Source organism: Paenibacillus sp. FSL W8-0194 (assembly GCF_037969745.1).
Classification (GTDB): Bacteria; Bacillota; Bacilli; order Paenibacillales; family Paenibacillaceae; genus Paenibacillus_AQ; species Paenibacillus_AQ cookii.
The window spans coordinates 6030932-6055669 of record NZ_CP150205.1 but is presented as its reverse complement, the minus strand read 5'-3'; the positions used below and the strand labels follow the sequence as shown (position 1 = coordinate 6055669).

At 52.2% G+C, this 24738-nt stretch carries 23 protein-coding genes and 1 other RNA gene; 2 read left to right on the top strand and 22 right to left on the bottom strand.

The features are described 5' to 3' along the window. Positions 1-332: 332 nt before the first annotated feature. The 14 genes from MKY58_RS27975 to rpoE form a co-directional block, all read right to left on the bottom strand. Positions 333-599, bottom strand: coding sequence for a pro-sigmaK processing inhibitor BofA family protein (locus tag MKY58_RS27975; RefSeq protein WP_036714894.1), 267 nt, complete (start codon positions 597-599; stop codon positions 333-335). Between the two features lie 65 nt (positions 600-664). Next, positions 665-949, bottom strand: a complete 285-nt coding sequence (locus MKY58_RS27970) for a DUF2508 family protein (RefSeq protein WP_339322907.1) — start codon at positions 947-949, stop codon at positions 665-667. Between the two features lie 153 nt (positions 950-1102). Beyond that, positions 1103-1699, bottom strand: a complete 597-nt coding sequence (gene recR / locus MKY58_RS27965; protein WP_036714891.1) for a recombination mediator RecR — start codon at positions 1697-1699, stop codon at positions 1103-1105. A gap of 28 nt (positions 1700-1727) precedes the next feature. Then, a complete protein-coding gene (locus MKY58_RS27960; RefSeq protein WP_036714889.1) occupies positions 1728-2039 on the bottom strand; it encodes a YbaB/EbfC family nucleoid-associated protein in 312 nt (103 codons plus the stop codon). A gap of 54 nt (positions 2040-2093) precedes the next feature. Then, the gene (gene dnaX, locus MKY58_RS27955; RefSeq protein WP_339322906.1) at positions 2094-3836 is read right to left on the bottom strand and encodes a DNA polymerase III subunit gamma/tau; all 1743 of its coding nucleotides are present in this window, start codon (positions 3834-3836) and stop codon (positions 2094-2096) included. A 203-nt stretch (positions 3837-4039) separates the two neighbouring features. Further along, positions 4040-4307, bottom strand: an RNA gene (gene ffs / locus MKY58_RS27950) — signal recognition particle sRNA large type. A 207-nt stretch (positions 4308-4514) separates the two neighbouring features. After that, positions 4515-4712 (bottom strand): 50S ribosomal protein L31, encoded by a 198-nt coding sequence (rpmE, locus tag MKY58_RS27945; protein WP_036714885.1) that lies wholly within the window; start codon positions 4710-4712, stop codon positions 4515-4517. A gap of 110 nt (positions 4713-4822) precedes the next feature. Then, complete coding sequence (locus MKY58_RS27940; protein WP_339322905.1) at positions 4823-6103, bottom strand: radical SAM protein; 1281 nt, start codon at positions 6101-6103, stop codon at positions 4823-4825. Positions 6104-6132: 29 nt separating this feature from the next. After that, a complete protein-coding gene (gene rho, locus MKY58_RS27935) occupies positions 6133-7467 on the bottom strand; it encodes a transcription termination factor Rho (protein WP_036714884.1) in 1335 nt (444 codons plus the stop codon). A gap of 179 nt (positions 7468-7646) precedes the next feature. Beyond that, positions 7647-8900, bottom strand: coding sequence for a UDP-N-acetylglucosamine 1-carboxyvinyltransferase (locus MKY58_RS27930; RefSeq protein WP_339322904.1), 1254 nt, complete (start codon positions 8898-8900; stop codon positions 7647-7649). Between the two features lie 211 nt (positions 8901-9111). Next, positions 9112-9966 (bottom strand): class II fructose-1,6-bisphosphate aldolase, encoded by an 855-nt coding sequence (gene fba / locus MKY58_RS27925; protein WP_036714881.1) that lies wholly within the window; start codon positions 9964-9966, stop codon positions 9112-9114. A 175-nt stretch (positions 9967-10141) separates the two neighbouring features. Continuing rightward, positions 10142-10525, bottom strand: a complete 384-nt coding sequence (locus tag MKY58_RS27920) for a response regulator (protein ID WP_212952358.1) — start codon at positions 10523-10525, stop codon at positions 10142-10144. A 178-nt stretch (positions 10526-10703) separates the two neighbouring features. After that, the gene (locus MKY58_RS27915) at positions 10704-12308 is read right to left on the bottom strand and encodes a CTP synthase (protein ID WP_036714880.1); all 1605 of its coding nucleotides are present in this window, start codon (positions 12306-12308) and stop codon (positions 10704-10706) included. Positions 12309-12696: 388 nt separating this feature from the next. Further along, positions 12697-13254 (bottom strand): DNA-directed RNA polymerase subunit delta, encoded by a 558-nt coding sequence (gene rpoE, locus MKY58_RS27910; protein ID WP_339322903.1) that lies wholly within the window; start codon positions 13252-13254, stop codon positions 12697-12699. 521 nt (positions 13255-13775) lie between these two features. On the opposite strand from rpoE, the gene MKY58_RS27905 reads away from it, so the two are divergent. Next, positions 13776-14936 (top strand): S8 family peptidase, encoded by a 1161-nt coding sequence (locus tag MKY58_RS27905; protein ID WP_339322902.1) that lies wholly within the window; start codon positions 13776-13778, stop codon positions 14934-14936. Between the two features lie 115 nt (positions 14937-15051). On the opposite strand, the gene MKY58_RS27900 is transcribed toward MKY58_RS27905, so the two are convergent. The 5 genes from MKY58_RS27900 to MKY58_RS27880 form a co-directional block, all read right to left on the bottom strand. Continuing rightward, the gene (locus MKY58_RS27900) at positions 15052-16161 is read right to left on the bottom strand and encodes a hypothetical protein (protein WP_339322901.1); all 1110 of its coding nucleotides are present in this window, start codon (positions 16159-16161) and stop codon (positions 15052-15054) included. 113 nt (positions 16162-16274) lie between these two features. Then, positions 16275-17651: a HAMP domain-containing sensor histidine kinase gene (locus tag MKY58_RS27895; protein ID WP_339322900.1), complete on the bottom strand. Its 1377-nt coding sequence runs from the start codon at positions 17649-17651 to the stop codon at positions 16275-16277. Continuing rightward, a complete protein-coding gene (locus MKY58_RS27890; protein WP_036714873.1) occupies positions 17648-18313 on the bottom strand; it encodes a response regulator transcription factor in 666 nt (221 codons plus the stop codon). Before MKY58_RS27890 ends, MKY58_RS27895 begins: the two co-directional genes overlap by 4 nt. 246 nt (positions 18314-18559) lie before the next feature. Then, on the bottom strand, positions 18560-20239 hold the full coding sequence (argS, locus tag MKY58_RS27885; RefSeq protein WP_212952364.1) for an arginine--tRNA ligase: 1680 nt from the start codon (positions 20237-20239) through the stop codon (positions 18560-18562). Continuing rightward, positions 20236-20661, bottom strand: coding sequence for a DUF1934 domain-containing protein (locus tag MKY58_RS27880; protein ID WP_339322899.1), 426 nt, complete (start codon positions 20659-20661; stop codon positions 20236-20238). Before MKY58_RS27880 ends, argS begins: the two co-directional genes overlap by 4 nt. Positions 20662-20950: 289 nt before the next feature. On the opposite strand from MKY58_RS27880, the gene MKY58_RS27875 reads away from it, so the two are divergent. Beyond that, positions 20951-21502, top strand: a complete 552-nt coding sequence (locus MKY58_RS27875) for a GNAT family protein (protein WP_339325263.1) — start codon at positions 20951-20953, stop codon at positions 21500-21502. Between the two features lie 31 nt (positions 21503-21533). Here MKY58_RS27875 and MKY58_RS27870 read toward each other — a convergent pair whose 3' ends face one another. The 3 genes from MKY58_RS27870 to speE all read right to left on the bottom strand — a co-directional run bounded on the left by MKY58_RS27870 (position 21534) and on the right by speE (position 24651). After that, positions 21534-22724, bottom strand: a complete 1191-nt coding sequence (locus MKY58_RS27870; RefSeq protein WP_339322898.1) for a hypothetical protein — start codon at positions 22722-22724, stop codon at positions 21534-21536. A gap of 212 nt (positions 22725-22936) precedes the next feature. Then, positions 22937-23806 (bottom strand): agmatinase, encoded by an 870-nt coding sequence (gene speB / locus MKY58_RS27865; protein WP_036714871.1) that lies wholly within the window; start codon positions 23804-23806, stop codon positions 22937-22939. Between the two features lie 17 nt (positions 23807-23823). Then, a complete protein-coding gene (gene speE, locus MKY58_RS27860) occupies positions 23824-24651 on the bottom strand; it encodes a polyamine aminopropyltransferase (protein ID WP_036714870.1) in 828 nt (275 codons plus the stop codon). Positions 24652-24738 lie beyond the last annotated feature (87 nt).

Sequence of the window (24738 nt, the reverse complement as noted above, 5' to 3'; positions counted from 1 at the left end):
TGAAAGTTTGTGACTCATTTTGAATCTGACGAGAATTTAATTCTCATTTGTGCTCCACAAATCATTCAGCCAAAAGACTCGAACCAATTTGCTTCGCGATCGGCTTTGCAAGCAAAGCCTGTATCTCACTCGTTGTTCAGTTTTCAAAGATCAAATTCTTTCGTTTTCGTCGCTAGCTTTTATCTCAGCAACTCTTATAATATATCATGCTGCCCATCATTTCGTCAAGCACTTTTTTTAAAAAGTTTTTTACCTTGCTTACCGTTCAGTAAGCTTGTACCTTTTTGAAAGGGGCGAGATATAATGTACCACAGAACATAGAGGTCCGTCAACTACCCCATCAAAGATATTTTTAAACCGAACAAAAGTGCCACTCCGGGCAGCCCCAAAACCATCACCGTTCCCACCGTAGTCGGATTCAACGGGATGTACACCTCCGGAATCAGACCCGAGTAATTCACCAGATACAAGCCCAGCGACGCGAGCACCAGATGCGTTCCGAACATCGTCAGCCACCCGAAGCCGATTTTTTTCCGGAACACGATGAGCAGGAGCAGCAACAACGATACCGTCATTATTCCCATGACGACCAGCTTCATTCTTTTTCCCCTCCTTGGTTTTACAGAAACGGCGATGCCAAATTCAGTGAATGGTTTTACGCCTGCTATGCCTCTGCCTCCGCCCTTTGCTGCACCGGAAGCTGAATGCGATTCAATCCCATCCGTTTGGCGGCCCTTAAATGCATCTGGTACTTGAGTTCCGCCGCTTCCAGCATGTAGATCGCGTAATCGATCTGTTCCTCGCCTTCCGCTTCTTCAAAAAAGAGCCTCGCCTGCTCCCACTCCCTCTGCGCCTTGCGCACATCCATAAAAACCGCCAATTCTTCATCCTGCTTCTGTTTCAGCTGCCATGCAGGCACTTTCGGGTTTTTGTTCCGGAACCACGCCATCGCCCAAGCCCCCAATCCATAAAAATGAATAGTGATCAAACCGACTAACCGCTCTCCATTTTCATTCATACGGGACGAAGGACAAACTTAGAACCAAAAAAGGAAGCCCCGGCTCGGGACTTCCTTTAAACGTACAGTTCCATTGAAACATGATTACAATTGACGCCGGCCCTCCAGCGCCTTGGATAGGGTGACTTCGTCGGCGTATTCCAAATCCCCGCCCACCGGCAGGCCATGGGCAATTCGCGTAACGACAAGGTCAAAGGGGCGAACGAGACGCGATATGTACATCGCGGTCGCTTCGCCTTCAATATTCGGATTCGTCGCCAAAATAAGCTCCTTCACGCGTTCATCGCTGAGGCGCGTCAACAGCTCTTTCAGCCGGATGTCATCCGGGCCTACTCCCTCCATCGGCGAGATGGCGCCCTGCAAGACGTGATAATACCCGTTAAACTCTTTGGTCCGTTCCATGGCTACAAGGTCCTTCGGATCCTGCACCACGCAGATGACGGACGAATCCCGGGTCTTATCCTGGCAAATCCGGCAAGGGTCGGTGTCCGTAATGTTGCAGCAGACAGAGCAGTAGTGGAGATTGCGCTTCACACTGACGAGTGCCTTGGCAAAATCGATGACGTCGTCTTCCTTCATATTAAGCACGTGAAAAGCCAGGCGGGCCGCCGTCTTCGGCCCGATGCCCGGCAATCGCGTGAATGCGTCGATCAGCTTGGCGATCGGTTCGGGATAATACAAAACGTTAGGCCTCTCCTTCTGCCTTCAATTAGAACAATCCAGGAATTTTCATGCCGCCGGTGAATTTGCTCATATCGGCGTTGGCGATATCGTCCGCTTTGGTCAATGCGTCGTTAACGGCTGTCAGTACAAGGTCCTGCAGCATTTCAACGTCGTCCGGATCAACGGCTTCCGGTTTGATGGTGATGGAAAGCACCTTTTTATGGCCGTTCACTTCTACCGTAACCACGCCGCCGCCGGAGCTGCCTTCAACCTTTTTCTCGGCAAGGGCTTCTTGAGCCTTCAGCATTTGCTCCTGCATTTTTTTAACCTGTTTCATCATTTGGTTCATATTATTCATACGTATCGTCTCCTCTTTAAAATGATTGGGGTATTGGCGCGCATCATGCGCGGGTTAATCTTTTATGATCACGAGATCTTCTCCAAACATCTGGAGCGCCTCATCAATCCATGGCTTTTCGTTCGGGTCCTTGCCCTCATGCTCGTGTTCCAGCTTCAGCTCCTCTTTCTGCTGGGTGCCGGCGCCTTCAATGGCCGCAGCCCAATCCCTCTGCATCATCGTCACCAGATGGTAAGGCTTGCCGAGCTTGTCGTGGAGCACGCCTTCGATCACCTGCTTGTTCGCGGGCTTCTCCGTCGTTTCGCGGTGAATGTTGTTTTTAAAAGCCACCAACACCGCATCCTCCAACACGGACACCGGATCTCCGTCCATAAACCAGGCATGGACGGTTACCTTCTCGTCCTTGACGCCCTGGAGGACCTGTCCCCATTGCCGCTGCACTTCCACAAACTCCGGGCTGCTCTTGCGGGCCAGAAACTGGTCCAAATTGGCCGGGATTTTGGCCGCGGACGACATCCGCGGAGCAGGCTGGGACGCACGCGCAGGGGCCCCCGAAGCAGCGCCGGATGGCACGGAACCTCCCTGAATAAGCTTCTCCAGCTTCTTCTCCAGCGCCGCGACCTGGCGCTTCAGCTGGTTCACTTCGGATGAATCCGCGGGCGCTGCGGACGTCTGCCGGGCCTGCGGCTGATCGAATTCGGTCGCGCTTCCCTGCGGAATGCCGCAAAGCTTGAGCAGCGCCACCTCAAACAAGGTTTGCGGCTGCGAAGAATATTTCATCTCGCTTTGATAGCGGTTCAAGGTATCGATCATATGAAACAGCTGCTGCCTCGTAAAAGAAGCAGCCATTTCTTTATACTCCTCCGGATGAAGCACCCGGTCCGTCAGCTGGGTAACGTTCGGAATCATTTGGATCATGAGCAGGTCGCGGAAGTAGTACAGCAGGTTTTCCATGCATTTGTCGGCGCTTTTGCCTTCCTGCATGAATTCTTCCACGATCTGCAGCACTAGACCCGCATCGCCTTTTTGAATCGCGCCGGCAAGTCTGCCGAACTGTTCGGAGGCGATGCCGCCGGTCATGCTCAGCACTTGTTCATAGGATACATGACCGCCCGTAAAAGATGCAATCTGATCCAAAATGCTGAGCGCATCCCGCATGCCGCCATCGGATAAGCGGGCTATATACTGAAGGGCCTCGGTTTCGGCTTCCATTCCTTCTTCTTTGGCGATTTGCGCAAGCCGCTGCGTTTGTTCCTCCAGGGATACCCTGCGGAAATCGAAACGCTGACAGCGCGAAATGATGGTAGCCGGCAGCTTGTGGGGCTCCGTCGTCGCCAATATAAACATGACGTGCGGAGGCGGCTCCTCCAATGTCTTTAACAGCGCGTTAAACGCTTCTGTCGTCAGCATATGCACTTCGTCAATAATATACACCTTTTGCCGAACTTCGGTCGGTGCATATTTTACTTTCTCGCGCAGATCACGGATTTCTTCGACACCACGGTTCGAGGCGGCGTCAATTTCCTGTACGTCCATGACCGCCCCCGCCGTTATTCTCCGGCAGGATTCGCATTCGTTGCACGGCTCCGGGGCCGGACCGCGTTCGCAGTTGACTGCTTTGGCAAGCACCTTGGCGGTCGTGGTCTTACCGGTTCCGCGCGGACCGCTGAACAGGTAAGCATGGGAAACCCGCTGCTCCCGGATGGCGTTCTGCAGCGTCTGAATAATATGCTGTTGTCCAACCATGTCCTGAAACGACTGCGGCCGCCAGGCACGGTAGAGCGCTATATGTTTCACTTGCTATACCCTCTTTCAACTTCCACTTGCGTGCATGTTCGTCGCTTCATCATTATACTATAATCCGTCGTCATACAAAACGTCTAACCGATTTTGATGAATTCGCTTTTTTTGACATTGAGCCCAGAATTGTGATGAAAGAATCCAAACAAAAAAGCATCCTTGCAAATGCAAAGATGCTTACCGGTTCACGATATGTAATACCGTGCACCTGTTATTGATTATTGTGATCCAAGCGGCACCCCTGAGCAACGACTCGGGCTAGGCCACCCTCCGGCACAAGAGCGGGCTTGCTTATGGCTGCTTCCTTCCGGACCTGACCAGGTTCACAAGTGCTCATTGCGGAGGACCCAACCGTCAACATCGCACGCAGGGACCAAACCTCACATCAACAAAACCTCTAACAGGAATTCAACCTCGCTACAGCGGATTGCGAGTTACAGGGCACCGCTACCTCCCCGTCTAGCACGGCAAGGATTAGTATAGTTCATTTCAAGACAAAGTGCAACCCGCAGCAAAAGTTGGCACAAAACAATCGTCGAAAATTCATTGGGTGCAGCTAATCGGCACCGCTTCAAAAACACTGCCCCGGTCATGTTCTTTCCGTTCGGAGCGCCGCTTCCGCAACAGAAAAAATCCCTCGCCCGCGGAGCGGACAAGGGATTGGTTGTATGCGTATTAGATACCGTATTTCTTTTTAAATCTATCAACACGGCCGCCGGCATCCACGAATTTCTGTTTGCCTGTAAAGAACGGATGGCAGTTGGAGCAAATCTCAACGCGCAGATCCTCTTTAACGGAACCCGTTTCGAACGTATTGCCGCAAGCACATGTTACGGTCGTTACGTGGTATTTTGGTTGAACCTCTTGTTTCATGTCTTTCACCTCTTTTTGCCCTGAGTCTCATGCGTACACAGAGTTATAATGACACAATACTTATATTATAACAGGGACAAACTCAATAATCAACGAAATGTTAGAATCTGTTAGTCCCGAGCCAAAACGGGCTTTTTCGGCCTTCTCATGCCTTCAGGAGGCACATGGGTATACGAACCGATGACAACGTCTGGCAGCTCGGCCTGGAAAATCTCGATCATCTGTTTCATGCCGAGGATTTCCCCTTTGGCAGGCGGAATCAGCTCCAGGTAACTCTCCGGGTCGATGTTCAAATTGCGCATTTGAATCAGCTTCAGCCCCGTGCGGCGGGCGAATTCGATCATGGCCTCGATTTCCTCCTCGCGGTCGGTCACGCCCGGGAAAATAAGGTAGTTGATCGATGTGTACACGCCTTGGTCGGAAGCGTATTTCAACGATTTTTCCACATTCGCCAGCGTGTATTTGCGCGGTTTGTAATATGCGTTGTAATGATCGTCCAGCGCGCTGATCGTGCTGACCCGCATCAGATCGAGTCCCGCATCGACGATGCCGCGGATAAAATCCGTCAAACCCGCGTTCGTGTTGATATTGATATACCCCATATCGGTGATGGAGCGGACCTCGCGGATCGCCTCGATAATGATCTTTGCCTGGGTGGACGGCTCGCCTTCGCAGCCCTGCCCGAAGCTGATAATCGATTCCGGCGTCTTCAGGTGCTCCAGCATGATCTGGACGAGCTCCTCTACCCTCGGTTTGAAGTTCATGCGCGTCTGCGGGGCCACAAAACCGCTGTCGTCCGGCTGTTCGGAGATGCATCCGAAACAACCCGCGTTGCAGGAATAAGACACCGGAACGGCGCCTTCCCAGCGGTTCAAAAACGTATTGGAAGCCGTCAGGCATTCGTATCCCAGCGCGCAGTTGGACAAATGCTCGTACAGCCGGTTTTCCGGATATTTCTGTCTAAGGTTTTTAACGCCCAGCTTAAGTTCATCGAGATCGCAATTCAGCGGATTCCACTTTTCCGGGTCGTCGGTGAGGCGCGCGGTCGTATAAAACCCCCCGTCCTTCCACACCACGGCGGAATATCCGAACAGCGGCAGCTTATAGTCTTTATCCGTCTTCACGTAGCCGGGCAGGCACAGCCGGGTATACCCTTGCGGCAGGAGAGCCCCTACGGCTTGGCCTCCCCCGGGCAGAGGCATCATTTCCCCGGTCTCCGGGTCCATGCCGATGGCCCGCGTATTCGGCAAGCCGACCAGCGTGGCTCCTTCCGGCAGCGGGATCAGCTCATCCTCCAAAATTTCCACGATCATGTCGCCGCTTCGGGCAAGCCCGTAAAGCGAAGGATGGTCGTATACATTGCCTTTCTCATCTGCATATACCAGGTACATGGTGTTCTCCTCTTTGTTCGTAAAAGTATTTATGTGAGCGGCACCGAAGCCGCAGCAGGTCTAGAGCTTCTCCGGTTTCCTCCGCCATGGCTGCTGCCCGAGCTCTTGCCGTTGCTCACGCCGCTGACGTCGAAGGATGCCAAAAATTCCGCATTCGTTTTGCAGTCCCGGAGCTTTTTCAGGAATCCTTCCACAAAGTCGGCCGATTCATTCATGTTTTTGCGGATCGCCCAAATCGTATCCAGTTCTTCCTTCGTCAGCAGCACCTCTTCGCGGCGCGTGCCCGAACGGCGGATGTCGATCGCAGGGAAAATGCGGCGTTCCGCCAATTTGCGGTCGAGATGCAGCTCCATGTTGCCCGTTCCTTTAAATTCCTCGTAAATGATGTCGTCCATCCGCGAACCGGTATCGATCAGCGCCGTCGCCAAAATGGTCAGGCTGCCGCCTTCCTCCACGTTACGCGCGGAACCGAAAAAGCGTTTGGGACGATGAAATGCCGCCGGATCGATACCGCCGCTCAGCGTGCGTCCGGATGGCGGAATAACCAGGTTATAGGCACGCGCCAAACGGGTGATGCTGTCCATCAAAATAACGACATCCTTCTTATGCTCCACCAGTCGCAGCGCACGCTCAAGCACGAGCTCCGCCACTTTGATATGGTTCTCCGGGAGTTCGTCGAACGTCGAAGCAACCACCTCACCTTTAACGGAACGCTGCATATCCGTCACTTCCTCGGGACGTTCATCGATGAGCAGTACAAACAGTTCGATTTCGGGATTGTTGGTAGAGATGCTGTTGGCAATTTCCTTTAAGAGGAGCGTTTTACCTGCTTTCGGAGGTGCGACGATCAAACCGCGCTGTCCCAAACCGACGGGAGCGAGCAAGTCCATAATCCGTGTAGACAAATGGTTAGGGGATGTTTCAAGCACGAGCTTCTTTTGCGGAAAAAGAGGTGTGAGTGCAGGGAAGTGAAGACGTTCCGCGGCTGTTTCCGGGTTTTCTCCATTGACTGCATTGACCTGCAGCAGGCCGAAGTAACGTTCATTTTCTTTAGGCGCCCGGCATTTCCCTGAGACCAGGTCTCCTGTTCTAAGATCGAATTTGCGGATCTGCGAGGCCGAAATGTAAATATCCTCGGTGCTCGGCAAATAGTTGATCGGTCTGAGGAACCCGTATCCTTCCGGGAGGATTTCCAGAACCCCTTCCATGAACATGAGTCCGCTGTGCTCTGCCTGTGCTCTCAAAATGGCAAAAATCAGCTCTTTTTTCTTCAGCTGGCCGTAATACGGGATCTGGTACTTCTTTGCAAGCTTGTACAGATCGGTCAGCTTCATTTCTTCCAAATCGGCAATTTGCAAATCCATGTAATAACCACCTATTCAATTTTATAAGTCCTGTCGTACGAAATATTGTTCTATCAGTCTATGAAAATCCTTATTAAGATAGCATTACCCAAATGGGAAGGAGATATGCAGTTTTTTAGCAAAAACGTTATACCCTAATGGAATTCGCGAAAAATGCACAATCCCCTTCCGTATGCCATTTATTCCTTTTCACGCCATACATCCGCACCTAACATCCGGAGATTGGTGACCAAATGGTCGTATCCCCGGTCGATGAACTCGACGCCCGTCACTTCGGTGACCCCTTCTTCGACCGTCAGGCCGGCGATCACCAGCGCCGCTCCGGCGCGCAGGTCCGTCGCCTTCACTTTGGCCGCGTTCAGACGGCTTCGCTCGATAATGGCCGAACGGCCCTCCACCCGGATCTTCGCGCCCATCCGGACGAGTTCGGGCACGTGTTTGAACCGGTTGCTGTAGACGAAATCGCTCAGTACGCTTACGCCCTCGGCCTGCGTCAGCAAGCTGGTCATCGGCGATTGTAAATCTGTAGCAAATCCTGGATAAATCAGTGCTTTCACGTCGACATGACCATAGTCTGGCTGACCGATGACGCGGATGCTTTCATCCAGTTCCTCGATCCCGACCCCCATTTCGATCAGCTTGGCCGTCAGCGCTTCAAGGTGTTTGGGAATAATATTGTCGATCAGCACGTCCCCGCGCGTGGCGGCAGCCGCGATCATGTACGTGCCTGCCTGAATCCGGTCCGGGATGATGGAATGGCGGCAGCCGTGCAGTTCGGAGACGCCTTCGATGCGAATGGTTTCCGTTCCTGCGCCTTTGATAACGGCGCCCATGGAATTAAGAAGCGTTGCTACATCTATAATCTCAGGCTCTTTGGCCGCATTTTCGATAATTGTGGAGCCTTTGGCTTTGGCAGCCGCCAGCATAATGTTAATCGTCGCACCCACGCTGGATACGTCCAAATAAATTTTGGCGCCCTTCAATTCCTTCGCATGAAGGTGAATCGCCCCATGTTCATTGGTCACGGTTGCGCCCAATGCTTCAAATCCTTTAATATGCTGGTCGATCGGGCGGGGTTCGAAGTTGCATCCCCCGGGAAGACCGATGACCGCTTCTTTGAAACGGCCAAGCATGGCTCCCATCATGTAATAAGAAGCTCTTAATTTTTTGACGGGGCCGTTTGGCATAGGAATCGACTTGATATCGGAAGGGTCGATGACCATTTGGCTTTCCTTCCAGGTAACTTTCGCGCCCAGCTCCTCCAAAATCTCGGCATATACCGCCACGTCGCTCAGAAGAGGCAGATTGTCGAGCACGACCTCGGACTCGGCCAAAATCGCGGCAGGAATCAGGGCAATGGCGCTGTTTTTGGCTCCGCTAATCGTCACGGCGCCATGAAGTGGGCGTCCACCACTTATCATCAATTTTTCCATACGTTTTAGGTTCCCCCCACTTACTTCGCAGCAGCAAAATCGTTTGGTGTTCATTTTGGTTGATGAAATGGAAAAACACCGGCTAAGCGGTGTGCTCTCCATTTCAACCTATTCAATAGGACAGCCCCTGGCCAGGGGCTGTCCATCTTCATTTCAAACAACACGTAAGCTCTCTTGTGCGGCAAAGCACAGAAACAACGAAAAACGCAGGTTACGCTTTGTTGTTCGAGCCGAACTCGCGGATTTTACCGATGACGGTTGCTTTGATGGCGTCGCGTCCAGGCACGATGTACTTACGAGGATCGTATACGTCCGGTTTTGCGGCAAGCACTTCGCGAACGGCTTTCGTGAATTCGATTTGGTTTTCGGTGTTTACGTTGATTTTGGATGTGCCCAAAGAGATGGCTTTTTGGATGTCATGCGTAGGGATACCGGTACCGCCATGAAGAACGAGCGGAATTTGGGTCGCATTTTTGATTTCTTCCATTTCTTTGAATCCGAGGTTCGGTTCGCCTTGGTAAGGGCCGTGTACGGAACCAAGCGCAGGCGCCAGGGTATCGATGCCTGTTTCTTTGACGATGCGGATGCAGTCTTCCAGCTTGGCATACATAATGCCGCCGATCACGTCGTCTTCTTGTCCGCCGACAGTACCTACTTCGGCTTCAACGGAAACGCCTTTGGCATGCGCATATTCAACCACTTTTTTCGTCGTTTCGATGTTGTGGTCGATCGGGCTGTGGGAATCGTCGATCATAACGGACGTAAATCCGGCGTCGATCGCTTCTTTACATTTTTCGAAACTGGAGCCATGGTCCAGGTGGATCGCTACGGGAACCGTAATTTTCAGGTCATGGATAAGGCCTTCCACCATTTTCACTACCGTATAGAAACCGCTCATATGACGGGCTGCACCTTCGGATACGCCGAGAATCACAGGAGATTTTTCTTCTTCGGCAGCGAGAAGGATCGCCTGGGTCCATTCAAGGTTGTTGATGTTGAATTGACCTACCGCGTATTTCCCTGCAAGCGCCTTGTTTAACATGTCAGTCATCGATACCAATGGCATGGTTTCAATCCTCCTAAAGTCATCGTTTTGTCTATGGTTTAAAGCCGACTTCTCTTATTCGGGATTATTATACCACATCATGTTCCAAATGCTAAACAAGCAATTGAAAATAAGCTTTGCCCCTTGATAGGCGAAGGCAAAAAAAAGAATTCTGCCTAAGCAGAATCCTCTCCCGTCATCCGGATTGAACAGGGTTGTGTTTCAGCTGCATGTTCACCGCAACCCGCATTTCATCGATGTCAAACGGCTTTGTAAAATGCATCAAGGCTCCCAGCTCGGTCGCTTCCTTGATCATGTCGAGCTCGCCGTAGGCGGTCATCATGATCACTTTGATGGCTGGGTTCATTTCCTTAATATGCTTCAAAATTTCGAGTCCGTCCATCCCCGGGATCTTCATATCGAGCAGGACCAAATCGGGCGCGTCCTTTTCCACGATCTCTAACGCGATTTTTCCGTTGGCCGCCTGATATGTCGTATAACCTTCGCTGCTGAACACTTCCATTAACAGGATGCGTATTCCGTTCTGGTCATCGACAATCAATACTTTCTTCTTATCCACTTCAGCAAACCTCCCAACATCAGCCTAACCCTGCCTATCCTTGAATTTTAACATTTATTGGTTAATCGTTGCGAAATATATCCAGTTAATGTTATTCGCTCTCTAGTTACGAATTCCTTCCTCTGCGCAAAAATGAAAAAAGGACCTGTAACAAAAGGTCCTTTTTTTCAAATGAATATTAGATTGTTTTATGGTTAATCGACGCTTTGACGAATTCGCGGAAAAGCGGCTGCGGACGGTTTGGCCGGGACGTGAATTCCGGATGGAACTGCACGGCCAAAAACCATGGATGTTCCGGAAGCTCCACGATTTCGACCAGACGGCCGTCCGGGGAGGTACCGGAAATGCGCAGGCCTGCTTTTTCGATCGCCTCGCGGTATTGGTTGTTGAACTCGTACCGGTGGCGGTGTCTTTCGTACACAAGCTCGTCATTGTAGCATTTCATCGCCAGCGAGCCTTCGGCCAGCTTGCACGGATACAAGCCAAGGCGCATCGTGCCGCCCAGGTCCTCGATATCCTTTTGCTCAGGCAGCAGGTCGATGACCGGATACGGGGTAGCCGGATTGATCTCGGAGCTGTTCGCGTCATCCATGCCGAGGATCGAACGGGCATATTCGATAACCGAAACCTGCATACCGAGGCAGATGCCGAAGAACGGAATTTGCTTCTCGCGCGCATAACGGATGGCCGAAACCTTGCCTTCGATGCCGCGGTCGCCGAAACCGCCCGGCACGAGAATGCCGCCGATTCCGCCCAGCAGCTCATCCACGTTCTGGTCGGTCACTTCCTCTGCGTTGACCCAGCGGATTTTCACGTCGGCGTTTGCCTCAAACCCGGCATGGGAGAGCGATTCGACCACGCTCAAATAAGCGTCGTGAAGAGCGACGTATTTGCCGACGATCGCGATTTCGACCGTTTTTTCCAGCTTGTTGATCCGGTCGACGAGGCTTTCCCATTCGGTCATGTCCGGTTTCGGCGTCGTCAGCTTCAAGTAGTTGACGACGATCTCGTCCAAACCTTCGTCGCGCAGATTCAATGGAACCTCGTACAGCGTGGACGCATCGCGGCATTCCACGACCGCGCTTTCGTCGATGTCGCAGAAGAGGGCGATTTTGGCCTTCATGTCGGCGGACAATTCATGCTCGGTGCGGCAAACGATCACGTTCGGCTGGATCCCGATACTGCGAAGCTCCTTCACGCTGTGCTGCGTCGGTTTCGTTTTCACTTCGCCCGCCGCTTTAATGTAAGGAATCAGCGTCACATGGATGTACATCACGTTCTCGCGGCCGATTTCGCTTTTGATCTGACGGATGGCTTCCAGGAACGGCAAGCTTTCGATGTCGCCTACCGTACCGCCGATCTCCGTAATGACGACGTCCGAGCCGGCTTCGCGGCCCGCACGGAATACGCGTTCTTTGATTTCATTCGTGATATGCGGGATAACCTGAACGGTACCGCCCAAATATTCGCCGCGGCGTTCCTTGCTGATGACGGACGAATATACCTTGCCTGTGGTGACGTTGCTGTTCTTGGACAGGTTGATGTCAATAAATCGCTCATAATGCCCCAAATCGAGGTCCGTTTCGGCTCCGTCGTCGGTGACGAACACTTCGCCATGCTGATAAGGACTCATGGTGCCCGGATCCACGTTCAAATAAGGATCGAATTTCTGGATCGTAACCTTTAATCCTCTGTTTTTCAGCAGTCTGCCCAGAGAAGCCGCCGTAATCCCTTTACCCAGGGACGACACTACCCCGCCCGTCACAAAAATATACTTTGTCACTATAAAAACCCTCCTATTAAAGTTCCAGTAAATTCAGGCGACATATGATGTTTAGCGTAACCCTTTTTCATGAATTCCACCCGAAAAACGGCCGCGCCGGTGATATTGCTTTTACCGTCCGCTTGAACAACAATGCGCCATTTGAAATCAAATGGCACAATGAGGTAATCCGGCATCTATATAGAGTGAACTTTTAACGAGCGAGTCCATTCTACAGAAGCAAAACAGCCTGAAATGCAGCCCGTTTTGCCCCAAAAAAAACAAAAAAAGTGACACCCGTAGGACGGGGCACTTTTTATTATTTTACGCATATTTAAATCTCAATCATAAGCCCATGCAATAGTTTACTCGTTGCCATGTCCTCTGTCAAGAGAGAATGGCAAACGGATTAATATTTATCGTCGTCGTCGGAATCGTCGGCCAAATCCTCGTCTTCTTCGTCGAGATCTTCTTCTTCTTCCAGGTCTTCGTCCTCGATGATATCCTCGTCTTCGATTTCGTCTTCCGAATCGTCATCGGAGTAAATATCGTCATGGTCCTCGTCGATGCGGTCGAAATCTTCTTCGGTGTCGTCCGGATTAAAGCTGTCGTCCTCATCGATGAATTCGTCGTCCTCATCCTCGTCGTCGTCATCGTTGATGATGCGCGGACGCTTCGAGCTCGAGATCGGATCCTCCGAGCGGTCGATCGGATACCAGCGTTTGAGTCCCCAAAGGTTGGTGCCGACGCACGCGAACCGGCCGTCTATATTGATTTCTGTATATAGCTGCGCAACGGTTTCTTTTATTTCTTCTTCCGTCAAGCCGCGAAGCTTGGCAACCTCTTTCATCAGGTCAAGGTAATAAAATGGCGTATTCGCCGCCTTCAACACCGCAAAGGCCAAATCCACCAATGGCATTTCCCTGATTTTTTCAGGGTCCATCTTTAATTGGAGTGAGTTACTCACTAACGGACACTTCCTCTCACGCAATGTTCAACTTATACGGATTTATTGGCGTTGTTCACCCGTATAACATCTGCTTTATAACAACATATCCATTATCAAAACTAAGTAAAACCTATTTATAAATAAATTGCAAGTTTTTATGCGGGAAACCCGGGGGCCTCTTTTCGGGAATGAAAAAGGCAGGGTTTCCCCTGCCCTTTGACTGTATCCGCCCGGACATGGCTTCCCCTGCCGGGAAATTTTGAAAGAGCCCTTGAAGTCTCTCCCATATATTTTATGTCCGCAGGTTTGTTTTGCCATTCGGGCGGGGCCTAATTCCACAAAAAAAGCATCAAGTAAATACTTTCCTCAAAAAGAGCAAGGCACCGAAAAAGTTGCGCTCAACTCACTCGAAAAAGACATCGACCCATGAAAATTTATATCGAATCTTGTGCCGGAACAAGGGCAAGTTCCCACTCGCTGCAGCCGCCTCCCACATACAATGCAAAAAGCAGGGTTCATTATGAGGGGGACTGCCCAATATGGACTACACCGGATTGATACAGATGCTGCTTGAAGACATGGAGAGTCCCGCACCGTCCGGAGCCAAACGGATCATCAGGTTCGTCGATCCCCGGCATTACGACCAATTTGAACAAACACTGGAGGAGCTAAAAGCCCTTCACCCCGATTGGCCAGACCTGCCAACATCCCGCACGCTTAAATCGGTTATGGCACCCCTGTCCGGCAGCGGAAGACATCTGGATCCTTTCAAAAACGACATTATGATCGAGGAAGACAGCCTGGTCCAGGTGCATACGCTGGCAAGCAAAACCAGCCAAGGCCCCGGCATTCCTTATGGCGTCAAACAAATCCAGGCTCCAAAGGCCTGGGCAACCTCCACCGGGTACCGGATCAAGATCGGCGTGATCGACACCGGCGCGGATTACTACCATCCGGACCTTCGCGGATCGCTCGCCAAAGGCATTAATCTGCTGAACAGACATATGCTTCCGTTCGACGACAACGGGCACGGAACCCATATTGCCGGTACCATCGCGGCAGCCAACGGCACGGAAGGCATGATCGGCGTCGCGCCCCGGGCTACCATATATCCGGTCAAAGCTTTTGATCATAACGGCTCGGCCTACGTGTCCGATATCATCCAAGGCATCGACTGGTGCATCCGAAACCGCATGCATATCATCAATATGAGCTTCGGCATGAAAACGCGCAGCAAAGCATTGCTGGAGGTCGTTAATAAAGCCCACGCAGCCGGCATATCGATCGTCGCTTCTTCCGGCAATGACGGAAAACGGCGCAATATCGACTATCCCGCCAAATATCCGCAAACCATCTCTGTCGGGGCAACCGACCGCCATCGGCGGATCGCCAGCTTCAGCAACAGAGGCGAGTTCATTGATATTTATGCCCCGGGAGATAAAATCGTTTCTTCCTGGACGCAAGGCAAATACCATGAGATGAGCGGTACGTCGATGGCCACGTCCCATGTGAGCGGCGCAATCGCGCTTTTGCTTGCGCAAAATCCTGATCTTCAGCCGGATGAAATCAAAGAGCTGCTGCAGCTGACGGCCACCCCGTTAAAAACCCGAAAAGGACAGCGCCGTCCTGCCGGAGGGGCAGAGGTCAACGCGCTGAAGCTGCTGCGGGAAGGCATGAAAAGAAAAAGACCCAAATCATAAAACGAAAAAAATCGAAAATAAACGCCCAGCCATCCTTATTGATGCGAAAAGAAGGCTGTCCTTGGGCCCATTAACCGGGCCCAAGGACAGCCTTCCTACATTTGATCCGTCCAGATTATTTCCCCTTTGCCGCGGGTTCGTAAATCAGGCATCGCAACATTTTCTCCGGATAACGCAATTCCACGATATAGGAGCTGCCGTCCTTCATTACGATTGAAACGGCAACAACGCCGCGTTGATCATATACTTGATCTTGTATAATTGTTGATTTTTGAATGGGGCGCGCGTCTCCCTGTTTTTTGACGACAATGGCTTTGGCCGCTTCAATCCAGCTTGGATCTTGTCTGATTTGCTTTTTCATGGCGGATGTAATCGGGTTCCTTTTATAAACCGAATTAAAAATCGTGGTATCGTTCACTGTCCCGCTCAATGCATCAATCATGACGTAATACATCATGTAAGCACTTCCGTTGGCATCCAGCGTAAGGGCTCTATAAGGCTGAAAATGGACGATCCACTCTCCCTTTTGCTCCGGCCCAAATTTATTAAATGCCGCACTCGCTTTCATTTTGGATATATCGGCATCAAACAGCTTGCTCACGCTTTCGCGGGCCTTCTCCATTGCCTCTTCTTTTCCTATATCTTTCGCATCGGGTTGCTGCGTTTGAAGCCGCTTGGATTGAGCAAAGACAATTCGGTTGGACCAGTCCACGAATTGCAGCAGCTCCTCATCCGTCAGCTCGCGGTCAGGGTAAACCCACACATCCTTGCTGATGTCAAAATAAAAGCTTGAGATGCCCGGTTGAAGAGGCAGCCTGTTTTGGGGACGGACCCCATCGTAAACATATCGGTCTTCCAGAACTTTCCGCCGCTTTATTTCCTGGTCGCTCATTTCCCGATTTGCCGATAGTAATGGATCCTTGCTGTTGTCGATGTAATTGTATATTTGCTGCATCTCTTCATCCGTCATCGTTCGTTCCAGCTCATCATTCACGGTCGATACCGGTACCTTCTCTTCTACATTCAGCACCGGAACCTTGCTGCTTGCCAGGGTGATCGCCGGCCTTTCTTGCGGAACCGACCCTGCAAACGGCTGCGGGGCATTAGGTTCGCTTTGCGTTAACGTTGCAATATTCGGGACAGCATAAGCGTTGAACCCAAGCAATCCGCCAGCTGCCGCGCAAAAGGCAAGCGCCGTCAATGTATTTTTTGTCTTGTTTTTCATCTGAACAACCTCCATTTATGGACCGGGCCCGGCCAATCCATACTTTAAAGCAAGGATGTTATCGAATACGGACCGTGGTTGTTATGAAGTTGTAAAATCCCCAAAAATCATGTCTATAAACATAAAAAGATGCGGACGCAAGTCCCCTCATTTTCCCGGGATTCGAGAGATAATGTCGCCTGATGCGCCTCCGCTATTTGTTTGCAGATCGATAATCCCAGTCCGGCTCCTCCATGTTCTCTCGAGCGGGCTGAATCTCCCCGGTAAAATGGTTCGAACGCCCGCTGAGCTTGCTGTTCGCTCATCCCCTTGCCAAAATCCCGAACTTCCAGCACTGCAGCCGAATGTTGTTCATAAGCCGATAAACGGATTTCGGAACCTTCCGCCGACGCATGAATAGCATTGTCGATGCAATTGACCAGAAACGACGCAAGCAGATCTGGATCTCCCCATACGCTTTCTAAGGCGTTATACAGGACAAGCGTCATGCCGGCCTTCTCCAGGTTTTCCTGCTCCATTTGCCGGACAGATTGAAACAGCTCATCCACCGATATACGGATGCGTTCCACCGACCGGCGACGCAAAACGGACAAGTCCAGCAGCTTGAAGGCCAAATTTTTCAAACGCAGCGTCTCGCTCCAAATATAACCGCTCGCCGTGATCCGTTCCTCTTCGCTGATGTGGGCTGAATTCAAATACTGCGCAAAACCCTGCATGCTTGTCAGCGGGGTGCGCAATTCATGGGCCAGATTATCAACGATCCGCTGCTTTTCCTCCGCCATGGCGGAAAGCTCCGTGACGTGCCTCTCGACCGCTTCCGCCATCCGGTTGAAATTTTGCGCAAGTTCCCCGAACTCGTCATTCCTTTTCAATGCCACGCGTTCGTTATAATTCCCGCCGGCGATCGTTTGGGTCGTCTTGGACAGCTGCCGCAAAGGTTTGGTTAATTGGCGGATCAGAACATATAACAAGAAGGCAAGAATCGGACCGGCAATGACATTGACGTAAACAAAATAACGGTTCAAATCCTTTTGGCTTGCATACAATCCTTCAATATTCCGTTTATACACCAGCTTCAGCTCCTGGTACGGAGCGGGCAGCTTGCCCGAGGTTACCATTTCATGAACCTTTGGTTCTTCCGTATGTGTTTGCCCCGAACCCTGCTGCCTCCCTGCAGCTACATCGCCATCATACACAAGCCGATCCCGATCCCATAATTGCAAGAAAATATTTTGCTTCTGATAATATTCCGCATAAGAACGAGCCACGTCGAATAATACGTCCTCATTCACGGTCATGCCCCTCGACTTGATCGAGTTTAAATTGTCATAGATGTTGCTGGTGATAAATGCCTGCTCATTGGAGGATCTCTGCATCTCCCTTTCCAGGTTAAGCCTCCAGCTTTTATGCATCATCATAATCACGCTGGCATCAAGGGCAACGATAAACAAAATCAGCACGACCAACAACGTCTTCTGCCAAAATCTCATGGTTCACCCGGCATTTCCAGACGGTATCCAAGCTTGAAAACGGTCTTGATCCGCTCTTCCCATCCCAACTTTTTGCGCAGCTGCCGGATATGAACATCAACCGTTCGGGTTTCTCCCTCATAATCATATCCCCAGGCCAACTCCAGCAGTTTTTCCCTGGATAGGGCAATATTTCGGTTTTGAAGCAATACGTCAAGCAGTTCAAACTCCCTTGCGGTCAATTCAACGGCACAGCCCCGTTTGTATACCTGCCGCTCCAATGGCCGGATCTCGACATCATCGATGATTATTGCCGTTTGCTCCTTGGTGCTCCGGCGCAGCACCACATGGATCCGGGCCAGCAACTCCAAAATTTCAAAAGGTTTGATGATATAATCATCCGCGCCCAGTTCAAAACCGGCGATGCGGTCAGCCAAAGAGTCTTTAGCCGTAATAAATATAACCGGAACATTGAGGTTCCGAATTTGCCTCATCAGCGAAAAGCCGTCCAATCCAGGCAGCATCACGTCCAATAAAATCAGGTCGATCTTCTCCCGTTCCAAAATAGGCGGCACTTCCATTCCGCTAAAAGCCTTAAAAAATCGATGCCCGACCAGCTTTAAATTCATCGTTATCAAGTCATTGATCGGTTTTTCATCTTCCACTACCAATATCGTCGCCACGTTCCAGTCTCCTTCTTCCCATGTTTTTCGAACGCAATCAGACGGGCGTATTTGGTCGTTATTCTACAATAAATGGTTTTTTCCTCTATATTTTTACCAATCGGGTGCCTTCGTTCGCGAAAATAAAAAAATCCCCAGGCCGCGAGCACCGGATTTCATAAAAAATTCCGGGGCCCGCAGCTAGGGGCTTTTTGTATAGCTGATAGCTTCCTTCCCGGAAGATCGGTCGATCCTCTCGGCAGCTCCTTACATTTGTTCCGGCGCGCTTACGCCGACCAGCTTCAGCACGTTGGCAATGACCGTGCGGACGGCTCCCAGCAGGGCGAATCGAGCCTGCGTCTGGGCGGCGTCTTCGGTAATGACGCGCTGCGCTCTGTAATAGCTGTGGAACAGGGACGCAAGATCATACACGTAACGGATCATGCGATGCGGCGCATAGTTCGCCGCGGCGACGGCAATCTCCTCGGGGAGCTCGCCGATTTTGCGGAGCAGATCATATTCATGCTCGGTATTCAGCAGGCTGAGATCCACCTCGGCAAGCGGCAGCAGCGTAATCCCCTGCTCCTCCGCCTGACGGTAGATGCTGCAGATCCGGGCGTGGGCATATTGCACGTAAAACACCGGATTTTCATTGGACGTTGAAATCGCCAGATCCATGTCAAAATCCAGATGGGAGTCCATGCTGCGCATCGTGAAGAAGTAACGGATGGCATCGACGCCGACTTCTTCCATCAGATCCTCCATCGTTACCGCTTTGCCCGTCCGTTTGGACATTTTCACTTTTTCCCCGTTTTGGAACAAGCTGACCATTTGGGCGATCAATACCGTCAGCCGTTCGGGATCGTAACCGATCGCTTCCATCGCCGCCTTCATCCGCGGAATATATCCATGATGGTCGGCTCCCCAAATGTTGATCAGGCGGTCGTACCCGCGCTCGAATTTGTTGCGGTGATAAGCGATGTCCGGCGTCAAATAGGTGTAGGTGCCGTCATTTTTCACCAATACGCGATCCTTGTCGTCGCCGTAGTCGGTCGTGCGGAGCCAAGTCGCCCCGTCCTGTTCGTACACCTGTCCCTTGGCTTTCAATTCGTTCAGGGATTCCTCGACCAGCCCTTTTTCGTAAAGGGAGGTTTCACTGAACCATTCGTCGAAATGCACCCGGAACCGGTTCAGGTCGCGTTTGATTTTGTTCAATTCCTTTTCGAGCCCGTATTTGCGGAAATACGCCGCGCGTTCTCCCGGGTCCATGGAGAGCAAGGAATCGCCTTTCTCGGCGACGAGTTCCTTGGCGAAACCTTTGATGTCTTCCCCATGGTAACCGTCCTCCGGCATCTCGGCGTCTTGGCCGAGCTCCTGCAGGTAGCGGGCTTCGATCGATTTGGACAGGTTCTCCACCTGGTTGCCCGCGTCGTTGATGTAATATTCGCGCGTCACTTCATAACCGGCAAAATCAAGCACGTTGCACAGGGCATCCCCGACGGCAGCGCCCCGCGCATGCCCCAAATGCAGGCTTCCGGTCGGATTGGCGCTGACGAACTCCACCTGAATTTTCTGGCCTTGTCCCAGCGCGATCCGGCCGTAATTTTCCCCTTGCTCATGAACCTGCTGGATCACCGGGTATAGGTAACTTTTGTTCAGCGTGAAGTTGATGAAGCCCGGTCCGGCGATGTCGGCTTTTTCAATGGAAGCTTTGTTCATGTCAAAATGCTCCAGGATCGCCTCGGCGATCTGGCGCGGGTTCTTTTTCGCGATCCGGGTCAGCTGCATCGCGGCATTCGTCGCCAAATCCCCGTGCGATTTGTCCTTCGGTACCTCGAGCGTAAACGCGGGCAGTTCCTCGCGGGTTGCGATGCCAGCCGCTACGACGGCCTCGGCGAGCGCTTCGGTCACCAGCTGGTTGATATGTTCTAATGGGTTGGTTGTCATTGCGTGTCCTCCTGTATATGCAAACTAATGTCAAAATGTCCCGTACATTCCTCATGCACGTACAAATCGTACGTCCAGGAAACCGTTCCCGAAAACCCGCGATCCCAACGGATCTCAAGCGAGTTAGTCCGTGTCGAAAGATTGAACGAGGTATACGGAGACCTATAAAAACCGGGCATCGCGGCGCCTTCCTGAAACGTTTGCTCCGATTCCACCGCGCCGTGCCGGATCATTTTTATGCTGTCCCGGGCAATTTTCAGGAGGGTCCTCGTCTTCCGCCCCTTCAAATCGGCCTCCGGTTCCTCATATTTAAGATAGAGCGCCCCGCCGCGTTCAAACACTTCGGCCACCGCCTCTTGCACCACGAGGTCCCCGTCCTGCTTGCTCTGCAGGCGAATGCGCGCCCTTTTCGCTTCTTGCATCACGTTACGGCTCCATTCTGTTTCTTTCTATTGTAATACTATATCCAGTTCAGGGGCTCAATTCAACAGGCAGAAGCAATTGCGGACGACTTATCCGCGCCCGGCTTCCCTTCGTTATTATACAGCTTTCACGCCTTCCGTTCTTTCTATTCTTTCGCTTTTTTGGATCCGAGAGAAGTTGGAAGATTGATATGAAAAGGAAACCGCCTGGGCTGCGGCGAAATCATACAGGAAAGGAATTTGAACGGTCTTGACGGCAAAACCGCAGATGAGGAGGCAAACTTTGACGATATACGAAGACGATAACTTGCGGATCCGGCCTGTTACGGAAAGGGATCTGCCGCGGCTATGGGAGCTTTCGGCCAAAGAGGAAGCCCCCGAATGGAAAAAGTGGGATGCCCCTTATTACGAGCATACCGCCATGTCTTTCGAAAAATATGCAGCCAACAAGGACAATCTCGTTCATCAGGACGACTTCTGGGCGATCGAAGTCAACGACGAACTGATCGGGACGGTCAGTTATTATTGGGAGCACAAGCCCTCTTACTGGCTGGAAATGGGGATCGTCATTTACCATCCTGCCTATTGGAGCGGGGGTTACGGCACAAGGGCGCTTGCGTTGTGGATCAGCAAATTGTTCGGCACCCTGCCGCTGGTCCGCGTTGGCTTCACCACCTGGTCGGGCAACCACCGGATGATCCGGGTCGGCGAAAAACTCGGGTTTACGATGGAGGCCAGGCTGCGGAAATGCAGGCTCTACAACGGCGTTTTTTACGATTCGATCCGGATGGGCATGCTCCGCGAGGAATGGGAAGAACGGCAGGGAAAATATAAAGGATAGGCCGTTGTCGGACCTATCCTTTCATCGTTTTTTACGGCTGCAGCGCTTCTCGAAACGCAAACTTGCGGCTCCAGGTCGCCCCTCCGTCCTGCGTGGAATAAATCGAGGCTTTGGTTGCGCTGGTGACCGCCATCCAGCCTGTTTTGGCGTTGACGAAGGAAATCCGTGCATCAAATCCGTTCACGGACGGTTTGATGTTTTTCCACGTGTTCCCGCCGTCATACGTAACGCCGATCGAGACCATGCCGCCGGCCGGGGACCCGCCCGCAAGAATCGCGGTTTCTTTGCCGTAAAGCTGCATATTGCCCGGATGCCCGCCCGGCTGGGCAGGACCGCTCGAAACGGCAGCCTTCCCGCTTCCCGGTGCAGGGCCGCCGCCGGCCGTATCCTGGGCAATCACCCGCTTCCAGTGCGATCCTTGATCCGTGCTGCCGTATAGGGAATACGAGACTTGGGACATCCCAGAACCCCCATATAGGATCGCCCATACTTGGTCATCCTTGCTGTAGATTTGGCCCCCTGCCGTGGACGCGGCTTTTACCTTCAGCTTCGCGGCCCAGCTGCGGCCCCCGTCCCGGGTTTGATAAATGCGGTAACCCTGTCCGGGTTCGACCGTAAGCGCATAGCCGTTTTTTGTATCGTTAAAAACGGAATAACGCGTATTTGCCGGCGTCGGAACCTTCATCCACCCGTTGCCGCCGTTATCCGTCCGATACGCGCCTGTGGCCGTATAACCGAATCCCGTCTTGGCGCTCAGGAATTGAATCCGTTCAAAATGAAGCTTGCCCGTATATACGCCCTTCCAATGGCTGCCTCCATCCGCCGTTCGAAGCAAAACGGGCGCTGGCTTCGACGGCAGCGAAGCTAAAGCCCAGCCGTGAACGTTATCCGTAAAATCAATCTGCCCAAACTGCCACGGCCCTTCGTAAATGGTCTGCCAGCGGCATCCGGCATCCGACGTGCCCAGGATAAAACCGGTGCCGGCCGCTCTCCCCGTGCTCCGGCTGAGGAACTGGATATCCGTAAAATGCAGCGGCTCCCGGCCCGCCTCCGAATGCTTCTTCTGCAGGTCCTGCAATAGGCCATGATCCCCGCTGCCGCATGATGCCGCTGTCGGCGGGGCGGCCGCCGCGGCGCCCGGAGAAGAGCCCAAGCCCAACGGCAGCAGCAGGCATGCCGCGGCAGCAGCCAAAGCGCGCTTCGTCCATGGTTTCCATCTCATGCACAACACCTCCGTATACGTTGAACTTACCCGTTAACGACCCGATTTACACGTCAACCGCAAACATTTTCAGGTTTTCCATTCATAAGAACCCCCAAAAAAAAGCATCTCCTTCAGTTCAGCCGGGGCCAACCTTGTCGTTACGGTTCCCGGCATCCTTCAGAAGATGCTTTGCATGCAGATAATGGACGAAATCCAATAAAATTGAAGCGTTATTTCACAAAACCAAGCAGCATTTCGCGAATAAGCTTGGCAGCCACGATTTGCGTCTGTTCGGAATGGTCATAGATCGGCGCCACTTCGACCAGGTCGCAGCCGACCACGTTCACGTCGGAACGGGCGATGAGATGGACGGCCTCCAAAAGCTCTTTGGAGGTGATGCCCCCCGCTTCCGCGGTACCCGTGCCTGGAGCGGCGGACGGATCCAGCACGTCGATGTCGATCGTCACGTACACCGGACGTTTGCCCATTTGAGGCAGCGCTTCTTTCAGCGGAGCAGCTACGTCAAACGGGTAGAAGTTGATGTTTTCGCGTCCGAATTTGAATTCCTCGCGCGATCCGGAGCGGATGCCGAATTGGTAAATGTTTTTGCCGCCCATCAGGGCAGCGGCCTTGCGGACCGGCGTGGAATGCGAAAGCGGCTCGCCTTCGTATTGCTCGCGCAGGTCGGCATGCGCGTCGATATGGATCAGGATCAGATCCGGATACTTCGCGTACATTTGCTCAATCACCGGCCAAGTGACGAGATGCTCGCCGCCGAGGCCGATCGGGAATTTGCCGTCATCCAGCAGCTTGCCCACGTAATCGCGGATGATGTCCAAGCTGCGCGATGCATTGCCGAAAGGCAGGAGCAAGTCGCCCGCATCGAAATAGGTCATGTCTTCGATGCTTTTGTCCAAATAAGGACTGTACTCCTCGAGGCCCACGGATGCCTGGCGGATATGGGCAGGGCCGAAGCGCGAGCCCGGACGGAAGCTGACCGTGTAATCCATCGGCATGCCGTAAATGACGGCCTTGGAGTTTTCGTAATCGTCGGAACTGAGAATAAACACGTTGCCTGAGTATGCCTGATCAAGTTTCATCGTGCTAAGGTGCCTCCTTATTTCGTCAAATCCTCCACGAATTTAGGCAGCACGAAAGCCGCTTTATGAAGACGTGGGGTGTAATATTTGGTGTCCATTTCCGGAATGTCCGCTTCGTTCACTTCGAGCGGATCGTACTTTTTGCTGCCCATCGTAAAGGTCCAGAGGCCGCTTGGGTATGTCGGGATGTTGGCCCCGTATACGCGCACGATCGGGAAAATTTCCTTGACGTCGCGGTTGACCTTTTGGATCAGGTCGGCTTTGAACCAAGGATTGTCCGTTTGGGCCACGAACATGCCGTCGTCCTTCAACGCCTCGTAGATGCCCTGGTAGAAACCGCGCTCGAACAGCGGCGCTGCCGGTCCGACGGGTTCCGTGGAATCGACCATGATGACGTCGTATTCGTTTTTGTGCTCATGAATATGCATGAAACCGTCGTTCACGTGCACTTCGACCCGGGGGTCGTCCAGCTTGCCGGCGATGGAAGGGAGGTATTTTTTCGAATATTCGATCACTTTGCCGTCGATGTCGACGAGCACCGCCTTTTCCACTTCCGGGTGTTTGATGATTTCGCGGATCACGCCGCCGTCGCCGCCGCCGACCACCAGCACGTGTTTCGGATTCGGGTGCGTGTTCAGTACGGGATGGGCCACCATTTCATGGTATACGAACTCGTCTTTTTCCGTTGTCATCACCATGCCGTCAAGCAAAAGCATATTTCCAAACTCTTCAGTCTCGACCATGGCCAGATCCTGAAAGTCGGTTTTTTCGTTAACATACGTTTGTTTGATTTTAGCTGTAATCCCAAAAGCGGGGGTTTGCTTTTCCGTAAACCACAATTCCATCGACAACTACCTTCTTTCCGCTAGAATATAGGGGACTTCGCTTCGGTTGATCCCTCGTCCGGAGCTTTCCGGTCAGGCTGAATCCCC

Bases quoted from the DNA above. Each gene is read 5' to 3' on its own strand.
- MKY58_RS27870 (WP_339322898.1), bottom strand. From the start codon at position 22,724: ATGAGATGGAAACCATGGACGAAGCGCGCTTTGGCTGCTGCCGCGGCA.
- MKY58_RS27960 (WP_036714889.1), bottom strand. From the start codon at position 2,039: ATGAATAATATGAACCAAATGATGAAACAGGTTAAAAAAATGCAGGAG.
- MKY58_RS27975 (WP_036714894.1), bottom strand. From the start codon at position 599: ATGAAGCTGGTCGTCATGGGAATAATGACGGTATCGTTGTTGCTGCTC.
- MKY58_RS27970 (WP_339322907.1), bottom strand. From the start codon at position 949: ATGGCGTGGTTCCGGAACAAAAACCCGAAAGTGCCTGCATGGCAGCTG.
- MKY58_RS27895 (WP_339322900.1), bottom strand. From the start codon at position 17,651: ATGAGATTTTGGCAGAAGACGTTGTTGGTCGTGCTGATTTTGTTTATC.
- fba (WP_036714881.1), bottom strand. From the start codon at position 9,966: ATGCCATTGGTATCGATGACTGACATGTTAAACAAGGCGCTTGCAGGG.
- MKY58_RS27940 (WP_339322905.1), bottom strand. From the start codon at position 6,103: ATGTACCTGGTATATGCAGATGAGAAAGGCAATGTATACGACCATCCT.
- rho (WP_036714884.1), bottom strand. From the start codon at position 7,467: ATGGATTTGCAAATTGCCGATTTGGAAGAAATGAAGCTGACCGATCTG.
- speB (WP_036714871.1), bottom strand. From the start codon at position 23,806: ATGAAACTTGATCAGGCATACTCAGGCAACGTGTTTATTCTCAGTTCC.
- MKY58_RS27930 (WP_339322904.1), bottom strand. From the start codon at position 8,900: ATGGAAAAATTGATGATAAGTGGTGGACGCCCACTTCATGGCGCCGTG.
- speE (WP_036714870.1), bottom strand. From the start codon at position 24,651: ATGGAATTGTGGTTTACGGAAAAGCAAACCCCCGCTTTTGGGATTACA.
- MKY58_RS27880 (WP_339322899.1), bottom strand. From the start codon at position 20,661: ATGCAAGAAGCGAAAAGGGCGCGCATTCGCCTGCAGAGCAAGCAGGAC.
- rpmE (WP_036714885.1), bottom strand. From the start codon at position 4,712: ATGAAACAAGAGGTTCAACCAAAATACCACGTAACGACCGTAACATGT.
- MKY58_RS27900 (WP_339322901.1), bottom strand. From the start codon at position 16,161: ATGAAAAACAAGACAAAAAATACATTGACGGCGCTTGCCTTTTGCGCG.
- MKY58_RS27905 (WP_339322902.1), top strand. From the start codon at position 13,776: ATGGACTACACCGGATTGATACAGATGCTGCTTGAAGACATGGAGAGT.
- argS (WP_212952364.1), bottom strand. From the start codon at position 20,239: ATGACAACCAACCCATTAGAACATATCAACCAGCTGGTGACCGAAGCG.